Genomic DNA, 8,099 nt, shown 5'->3' with positions numbered 1-8,099 from the left:
GGGTGGTGCGGTGACCCGCGTCGCCGGTGTGAACTGGGCGTCCGTCGGTGACGCCGCCGCGCTGGTCAACCCGCTCAACGGCGAGGGCGTCGACTACGCCCTCGAGGCCGCCCAGGATCTCGTGGGCGACGACGTGGGCACGCCAGTGGTCGCGCTGAACGGCGTGGGCTTCTTCGGTCCAGTGATCACGCGCGTGCCGCGCGGAGAACTGGCCGGTGAGCTGTTCGACGCAGCGGTGACGCTGGGCAACTTCCCGCACTTCTTCGAGCTGAAGCGCTCTCGTACGGAGGGTCCGGACTCCACCATCCGGATCTGATCCGCAGTCACACCTCGACGCCCGGGCACCTCGACACGGTGGCCGGGCGTCGTTGCGTGACGGCGCCTCCGGGTTTAGATACGGTGTGGTTGCGGAATAGGAATCGACGGTCAAGGAGTTGTTCATGGCGTTCGCCGACGCACGCAAGTTCAAAGGGCACCACGTGGTGAAGGTGACCGCGTCCGAACGCATCACGCCGCACATGGTGCGCGTGACAGTGCAGGGCGAGAGTCTTCACCGACTACCGGTCCACGGATTCGATCAGTGGTTCCGCCTCTTCCTCCCCAACCCTGGCGGCGTCACGGATTTCTCCCGCGTGCCGGAACAATTCGGTTTCGGTGCCTACATGAAGTACCTGCGGACCAAGGCCGGTGTGCGTCCGCCCTTCCGAAATTACACGGTCCGCAGCCTGCGTCCGGACGTCGGCGAGATGGACATCGACTTCGTCTCCCACGGTGACGCGGGCATCGCAGGACCATGGGCCGCGCAGGCCCGACCGGGAGAAGAGTTGATGATCCTGGACCAGGGGCGCGGCTTCGATCTGCCTGACGACGCCACCGAGGTGTTGATGGCCGGGGACGAATCGGCGCTGCCCGCTGTCCTGGGTGTGTTGAGGGACCTGCCCGCACACATCAGGGGACACGCCATCGTCGAGATTCCCGATGCAGCGGACCAGCAGGAGGTCGAGGGCGAGTCCCAGGTGCAGTTGGACTGGATTGTGCGGGATCACTCCGACACGGTGGGGCAGGCAGCGTTGAAGGCCTTCCAGCAGCTGGTCCCGACCGCCGCGGACACGGCCTACGGATACACGGTGGGGGAGCAGCAGCTGGCCTCGGCCGGTCGCCGCCACCTGGTGGCTCAGGGCGTGGACAAGCGCCGCATCGGATTCGTGGGCTACTGGAAGCGCGGCAAGGCGGAGGCCTGAGCCCCTGCCACGGGTTCGTCCGAAACCTGGATACGGTCAAGAACCACAACGACGGCGCCCAGTGATCACTGGGCGCCGTCGTTGTGGTTCAGTGCCGTAGCCGTGGCGGGATCGGAGGCTCAGGCCTCGGGGAGCTCCCCGAGTTCCACATCGGACACGGTCAGCTGCTCTTCACCCTCGACCAGGTTGATGGTCTCAGCGGCCGTGGCGGCCTTGAGATCACCCAGGCCGAGGTTGAGGCGGGCGATCTTCTGGGCCGGCGCGGACACCGTTGCGGTCACCACGGGGGTGCGCTGTTTGACCTGGGCTTCCGACTTGGCCTTGCGCAGACCGGCCAGCGCCTCACCGACCGTGGGAAGCACCTCGGCATCGGCATCTTCCGGGAGGCCCGCGCGCAGCGCATCGGCGGAGGGCCAGGCTGCGCGGTGGACGGAACCGGCACGCCACCAGCTCCAGACCTCGTCCGTGGCGAAGGGCTGGAACGGTGCCAGAAGACGCAGAACCGCATCCAAGGTGGTGGCCAGCGTGGCGCGGACGGAGGCCGTCTGCTCCTCGGAGACTCCGCCGTAGGCTCGGTCCTTGATGAGTTCCACGTAGTCGTCCGTGAAGGACCAGAAGAAGCTCTCGGTCAGGTCCAGTGCACGAGCGTAGTCGTAGGCGTCGAAGGCCTTGGTGGCCTGCTCCACGACATCGGCCAGGCGCGCCAGTAAGGAGGCATCCAAACCATTGATGACCACGGCGGCGTCGGCCGGGGTGGTGAGCACGTCCGAAGCGGTGACGCCCATGTTCAGTGCGAACTTGGAGGCGTTGAGCACCTTGATGGCCAGGCGGCGTCCGATCTTCATCTGGGAGATCTCGTACGCGGTGTCGGCTCCGAGCTTGGCCGAGGCCGCCCAGTAGCGCACGGCGTCGGCTCCGAACTTCTCGAGGATGTCGGTGGGGACCACCACGTTGCCCTTTGACTTGGACATCTTCTTGCGATCGGGGTCCAGGATCCAACCTGAGAGCGCTGCGTGCTTCCAGGGGGTCTTGCCCTCCAGGGAGTTGGCGCGCACCACGGTGGAGAACAGCCACGTGCGGATGATGTCGTGACCCTGTGGGCGCAGGTCGAACGGGAAGACGTTGGCCCAACGCTGGGGATCCACGCCCCACCCGCCCACGATCTGCGGGGTCAGGGAGGACGTGGCCCAGGTATCGAGCACATCCGGGTCACCGGTGAAGCCGCCGGCCACGCCGCGCTGATCCTCGGTGTAACCGGCGGGCGCCTGAGCGGCGGGGTCAACGGGCAGCTGATCCTCGGACGGGGTGATCGGGGCCGAATAGTCCGGTTCGCCATCGGCGTCCAGCGGGTACCAGATCGGGATCGGCACGCCGAAGAAGCGCTGGCGGGAGACCAGCCAGTCCCCGTTGAGACCCTCGACCCAGTTCTCGTAACGGGAACGCATGTGGCCGGGGTGCCATTCGAGTTCACGGCCGCGGGCGATCAGTTCGTCACGGCGGTCGGCGTCGCGACCACCATTGCGGATGTACCACTGGCGGGAGGTGACGATCTCGAGCGGCTTGTCGCCCTTCTCGTAGAAGTTCACCGGGTGGGTGATCTTCTCGGGCTCGCCGATCAGCAGGTCGGCCTCGCGCAGCATCTCGACGACGCCCTCCTTGGCGGAGAACGCGGTCTTCCCGGCGATGCGGTCGTAGTTGGCGCGACCGGCCTCGGTGGTGATCCACTCGGGGGTCTCGCGGGCCAGGCGGCCGTCCCGACCCATGACCGGGCGGGTGTCCAGCTGCAGTTCGCGCCACCAGGTGACGTCGGTCAGGTCGCCGAAGGTACACACCATGGCGATACCGGTGCCCTTGTCGGGCTTGGCCAGGTGGTGGGCCTTGACCTCCACCTCCACGTCGAAGAGCGGGGAGCGCAGCTTCTTCCCGAACAGCGGCTGGTAGCGCTCGTCATCCGGGTGGGCCACCAGGGCCACGCAGGCGGGGAGCAGTTCCGGGCGGGTGGTCATGATCTCCACGGACTGGCCGTCGGAGTCGGTGAACGCATAGCGGTGGTAGGCGCCGGGCATCTCCCGGTCCTCGAGCTCGGCCTGGGCCACTGCGGTGCGGAAGGTGACGTCCCACATGGTGGGCGCCTCGGAGAGGTAGGCGTCTCCGAGCGAGAAGTCGCGCAGGAAGGCGCGCTGGCTCGTGGCGCGGGAGTGGTCGTCGATGGTGCGGTAGGAGATGTTCCAGTCCACGGACAGGCCCAGGGTGGTGAAGAGGTCCTCGAAGACCTTCTCGTCCTCCGTGGCCAGCCGCTCGCACAGCTCGATGAAGTTCTGGCGGGAGACCACGTCCCAGTCACGCTGGTTCTTGGCCGGCTTGGCCGGAGGCTCGTACGTGGCGTCGTACTTCAGCTTGGGGTCGCAACGGACGCCGAAGTAGTTCTGCACGCGGCGCTCGGTCGGCAGGCCGTTGTCATCCCACCCCATGGGGTAGAAGACGTTCTTGCCCTGCATGCGCTGGTACCGAGCCAGGACGTCGGTCTGTGTGTAAGAGAAGACGTGACCCACGTGCAGCGAACCGGACGCGGTGGGCGGGGGAGTGTCGATGGAGTAGACGGCCTCGCGGCTGGTCTCCTCCTCGAAGGCGTAGGTGCCCTGCTCGCGCCAGCGAGTGGAGAGCTTCTCTTCCAGCCCTTCGAGGGCGGGTTTGTCGGGGACGGTGACGGGCGTGTCTGTGCCCGTGATGTTCTCAGCCATACCTTCCATTCTTCCACGTCGAGGGCAGCCGAGCGCTCAGGCGAAAGTGGTCATATTGTCACAACATATGTAATGTGTTCCGAGTCTCAATGGTCCAGCAAGAAGGAAGCATTCATGGTCAAGGTCGGGCTGGTCGGATACGGATTCGGTGGCAGGGTCTTTCATGCCCCGTTCATCGTGGAGGCGGGTCTTCAGCTGAGCGGTGTCGTGGCTCGCAGCAGCGCCAAGCGGGAACAGTTGACCACGGATCACCCGAATGTGCCCGTCTTCGACTCACTCACCGAACTTCTGGCCGCCGATGTGGCCGATCTGATCGTGATCACCACCCCGCCGGAGACTCACGTGGACCTGAGCCTTGAAGCGATCGCGGCGGGAACCCCGGTGATCGTGGACAAGCCCTTTGCACCCGATGCCGCCCAGGCCCAAAAGGTGGTCGACGCCGCGGCCGCCGCGGAGGTCCCGCTCGGCGTCTTCCACAACCGTCGTTGGGATCCGGACGTACGCGCCATCAATGCCGTTCTGGATTCCGGAGAACTGGGCGAGACCTGGTCGGTGCATTCGCGCTTCGACCTGGACGAGCCCGACGGCCTCGAGGCCGGTCCCGCGCACGGCTTGCTCCGCGACATCGGCTCGCACCTGGTGGACCAGGCGATCTTCCTGTCCGGCCCGGCCATCAGCGTCGAGGCCAGCCTCAATGAGGCGCAGAAGGACGGCTTCACGGTGGACGCTGCCTTCGACGTGACACTGCACCACGCCTCCGGAGTGCATTCCCACCTGCACTCCACCAAGCTCAATCACCTGGCAGAGCGGTCCTGGCGCGTCTACGGCGCCAAGGGCGCTTACACCCAGACCGGAACCGATGAGTTCGCCGGGGGCGCTGTACACACGGCCGACGGCGTACGGCCCGTCCCCGGCGCGGCGACGAACGCCGCGGACTACTACCGGCTCGTCGGGCAGGCGCTGGAGAACGGGACGGAACTGCCGGTCACGGGCGCCCAGGGCGTCAAGGTCATGGAGGTGCTCGACGCCGCGCGTACCTCGGCGCGCGAGCGTCGCATAGTGGCGCTGGAGGGCTGAGGCGCTACGCGCCTGACGTCGGCTTGTGGTCGTGGAGCCAGTCAGCGAGCTCATCCATCACCGCGACCGCCTCGATGGCCCGCGCGTAGGGCGAGGGCATCCGGAAGACCTCTGCGCCCCAGGAGGTGTCGATGGGCTGGAATCCCGGACGCCCCTCGCTGCCCAGCAATTCTCGCGTTCCGTGCCGCCACATACTGATCACCAGCCCCACGTCGCGAGCGGCCAGTTCGCGCTCGATCCGCACGCTGCCCTCACGCATCAGGGCCATGGTCTCCGGGTCGTCCTCGGAGCGCGGCGCCTGCGAGAGATTCACGAACCCGATCCCTTGCGAGGCCGCCTGGAGATCCTGGAATTCCTCGCCAGGAACGGGGTCGAAGAGTCCGGCCTCGATGAGTCGCCCCAGCTGCCTGCGGCCGATGGGTCCGTGGTAGTAGTGCCCGTTCGCAATCGCCCCGGGCGACGTCTTACCGCCCACGATGCACGCCCACAGCGGGGCGTCGTCCGGTCCGGGCCAGAGGTCGCCCAACGTGGTGGTGCCGTCCGGGAGCCGGGTGAGCAGGCGTGGATCGTGGGCGGGTTCAGGCATGGCACCAGCCTCTCATCTGATGGAGCGAGGCATTAGCGTGAAGACATGACGATCAAACAACGAGTCATCAGCGGTGCGCGCTTTGGGCTGGCGACCGGACTCTTCACGCTCATTCCTGTGGGCAGGCTCCAGGGCAAGGCGCTTGCGGTCACCAGCGTCGGTGTGGGGGTAGGCGTTGGGGGACTGGTGGGTGTGGCGGCCTTCCGTCGGCCCGACCAGAGAGGTGAGATCCAACCAGACGAGGAAGAAGGCTCCACGTCGGCGCGCCTGGCGATGGCGGGCATCACCGGGATCGTTGCCGGTGCAGGAGTATGGCTGACCTGCACCACCGACCGCTTGGAGGAGGCCTGGCTGCGTCGACGAGGTCTCAAGAAGCCGAGGCCCTGGATGGCGCTCGCTGCTGCGGTGGTCGGAGGCGTGACCGAAGCGATTGATCAGCCACGCGACCAGGACAGTGACCAAGCGGGCTGACAGCACTAGCCTGGAGACATGACTGCTACCGCAACAGAACCCGTTCGTTCCGCCCTCGTCACCGGCGCCTCTGCCGGCATCGGTCGCGCCACCGTTGTTGCCTTACGCAACAGCGGCTGGAACGTGGTGGCCGTGGCCCGGAGACAGGAGCGTCTGGAAGAACTGGCGGCGCAGACGGGCTGCTCCTGGGTGGCGGGCGACATCACGGTCGACGCGGACGTCGACGGAATGCTGGCCGTGGCCAGAGCCGAAGGCGTCACCACGCTGATCAACATCGCCGGAGGCGCCCGCGGGACCCAGAAGGTCGCCGACGCGGTCACCGAGGACTGGGAATGGATGATGCAGGCCAACTACGTGGGCACCATGAAGCTCACTCGTGCCCTGTTGCCCCAGCTTCGTGCGGCCACCGGTGGCGGAACTGTGCTGAATCTGACCTCCACCGCGGCCTTGGCAGCTTACGAGGGCGGTGCCGGCTACAACGCCGCCAAGGCTGCAGAGCGTGCTACCACCCAGGCGCTGCGTCTCGAAGAGGCAGAGAACGACGTGCGCGTCGTCGAGGTGTTGCCCGGAATGGTCAAGACCGATGAGTTCTCCCTCCGCAGGCTCGGCTCCGCCGAGGCCGCGGACAAGGTCTACGCCGGGGTGGAGAAGCCGCTGACGGCCGAGGACGTGGCCGATGTGATCCGCTACGCGGTGGAGGTCCCGCACCACGTCAATCTGGACGAGATCGTGATGCGGCCTGTGGCGCAGGCCGCGCAATACAAGGTGATCCGTAAGTAGGTAGCGTTCGGCTGAGCCAGCCGCGCATTGCCGCCACGTCTCCGTAGCGCAGACCCACCTCGCGGGGCGGGCTGACCAGGAGATGCCGGGGGATGGGGCCGTCGAAGTCGATCTCTCGCGCAGCGTTCTCCAAACCGTTGCCGACCACGGACCTCGGCAGGTCGTCGTCCACCCAGATGAGGCGGTCGGCCTGGCTCTGCTCAACCAGGGCAAGCACTGCCCGCAGCTTCCACCAGGAATGTTGGCTGGGTTCCAGGGAGACGTCGGCGTCGAAGAGGGGATTCAGTTCGAGTCGGTCAGGTGTGGGTTGCACCAGCGGGTACTCGGCTCGCAGTGGGACCAGCCCGTCAAGCTTCAGTGTGGTTTCGAAGCCGTCCAACAGGTGAGGGTCGCTGAGCCACGTAGTGCACCAGGCGCCGGTCACGTCCTCGCGTTCCAGCAGCGGTCGCAAGGCCATCATGGTGGCCGGGTTCCAGCGGACGGGCCAGCGGCCCACGTGCGACGTGGTCAATTCGGCTTCAGGGGCGGGATGAAGGGTGGAGGCGTGAACGCTGTTGAGAACGCCGTCCACATCGAGAACCAGGAGCGTGGTCATGGCCGCCTCATCTCTACTTGCCGACGGGACCCTTGGGGTGTGGGGTCCGTGTGAGCAGTCACAGTAGGCGGCGGAACCCGGAACCCGCTGCGACCAAGCAGGGACTCCGCTGTGCATCAGATCACGTGTGGAGGTCGGGTCGCGCGACACCGGCCCGCTTGACCGAGCACGGTAGACTGTGTGCATCACGGCATCGATCCGGCCATCACCGGTGAGCCTCCGGAAGAAACCCGTCCACAAGGTCAGGGGAGTAGACCCGGACGGGACAGCCCGTCACAGCTGACACGAGCGGTCCGCTTCTCCTGACAGGGAGGCGGGCAACCCAGGGTGGTACCGCGGCACGCGGGCACGGGAAACCGTGACCGTGACGTCGTCCCTAGAACCCGTCGAGATCCATCTCGGCGAGCCGGACCTCGGGCAGCATCCGAGGCCTAGAGGGACGGCCCGCCACCGAAGTAAAGGTCTTCTTACCTTGAGCGTCTACCCCCGCGCCACGTCAGACCCCAACGGCGCCACCCCCGCCACCCCGCGCGTCCCCGAGATCGAGGGACGCATCCACAAGTACTGGGACGAGGACGGCACCGTCCAGGCGTCCAGCGCGCCGCGTG

At 66.8% G+C, this 8,099-nt stretch carries 8 protein-coding genes; 5 read left to right on the top strand and 3 right to left on the bottom strand.

The window, feature by feature from the left end; all coding sequences use genetic code 11:
* The coding region (locus tag Q0A15_RS07430; protein ID WP_367273369.1) for an NAD(P)/FAD-dependent oxidoreductase at positions 1–316 on the top strand (316 nt) is incomplete at its 5' end.
* A 124-nt stretch (positions 317–440) separates the two neighbouring features.
* Positions 441–1,241 carry a siderophore-interacting protein gene (locus tag Q0A15_RS07425; RefSeq protein ID WP_291278887.1) on the top strand — a complete coding sequence of 267 codons (801 nt, stop codon included), beginning with the start codon at positions 441–443 and terminating at the stop codon, positions 1,239–1,241.
* Between the two features lie 119 nt (positions 1,242–1,360).
* Here the strand turns inward: Q0A15_RS07425 and valS are convergent, their stop codons facing one another.
* Entirely contained in the window at positions 1,361–3,982 is a 2,622-nt protein-coding gene (valS, locus tag Q0A15_RS07420) for a valine--tRNA ligase (protein WP_291278886.1), read from the bottom strand.
* A 114-nt stretch (positions 3,983–4,096) separates the two neighbouring features.
* Between valS and Q0A15_RS07415 the strand changes: the two genes are divergently transcribed.
* On the top strand, positions 4,097–5,059 hold the full coding sequence (locus Q0A15_RS07415; RefSeq protein ID WP_291278885.1) for a Gfo/Idh/MocA family oxidoreductase: 963 nt from the start codon (positions 4,097–4,099) through the stop codon (positions 5,057–5,059).
* 4 nt (positions 5,060–5,063) lie between these two features.
* On the opposite strand, the gene Q0A15_RS07410 is transcribed toward Q0A15_RS07415, so the two are convergent.
* On the bottom strand, positions 5,064–5,645 hold the full coding sequence (locus tag Q0A15_RS07410; protein ID WP_291278884.1) for a hypothetical protein: 582 nt from the start codon (positions 5,643–5,645) through the stop codon (positions 5,064–5,066).
* Positions 5,646–5,690: 45 nt separating this feature from the next.
* On the opposite strand from Q0A15_RS07410, the gene Q0A15_RS07405 reads away from it, so the two are divergent.
* Positions 5,691–6,116: a hypothetical protein gene (locus Q0A15_RS07405; RefSeq protein ID WP_291278883.1), complete on the top strand. Its 426-nt coding sequence runs from the start codon at positions 5,691–5,693 to the stop codon at positions 6,114–6,116.
* 18 nt (positions 6,117–6,134) lie between these two features.
* A complete protein-coding gene (locus tag Q0A15_RS07400; protein WP_291278882.1) occupies positions 6,135–6,896 on the top strand; it encodes an SDR family oxidoreductase in 762 nt (253 codons plus the stop codon).
* Here Q0A15_RS07400 and Q0A15_RS07395 read toward each other — a convergent pair.
* Positions 6,829–7,491 (bottom strand): HAD domain-containing protein, encoded by a 663-nt coding sequence (locus Q0A15_RS07395; protein ID WP_291278881.1) that lies wholly within the window; start codon positions 7,489–7,491, stop codon positions 6,829–6,831. The two genes, Q0A15_RS07400 and Q0A15_RS07395, sit on opposite strands and share 68 nt — an antisense overlap.
* Positions 7,492–8,099 lie beyond the last annotated feature (608 nt).

This window comes from Galactobacter sp., from assembly GCF_022712295.1.
Classification (GTDB): Bacteria; Actinomycetota; Actinomycetes; order Actinomycetales; family Micrococcaceae; genus Galactobacter.
Note: the sequence above shows the minus strand (reverse complement) of the source record. Positions and strands in the feature narration are given on the sequence as shown.

Coding starts and splice junctions, on each gene's coding strand:
- Q0A15_RS07400 (WP_291278882.1), top strand. CDS start 6,135: ATGACTGCTACCGCAACAGAACCCGTTCGTTCCGCCCTCGTCACCGGC.
- Q0A15_RS07425 (WP_291278887.1), top strand. CDS start 441: ATGGCGTTCGCCGACGCACGCAAGTTCAAAGGGCACCACGTGGTGAAG.
- Q0A15_RS07395 (WP_291278881.1), bottom strand. CDS start 7,491: ATGACCACGCTCCTGGTTCTCGATGTGGACGGCGTTCTCAACAGCGTT.
- Q0A15_RS07405 (WP_291278883.1), top strand. CDS start 5,691: ATGACGATCAAACAACGAGTCATCAGCGGTGCGCGCTTTGGGCTGGCG.
- Q0A15_RS07415 (WP_291278885.1), top strand. CDS start 4,097: ATGGTCAAGGTCGGGCTGGTCGGATACGGATTCGGTGGCAGGGTCTTT.
- Q0A15_RS07410 (WP_291278884.1), bottom strand. CDS start 5,645: ATGCCTGAACCCGCCCACGATCCACGCCTGCTCACCCGGCTCCCGGAC.
- valS (WP_291278886.1), bottom strand. CDS start 3,982: ATGGCTGAGAACATCACGGGCACAGACACGCCCGTCACCGTCCCCGAC.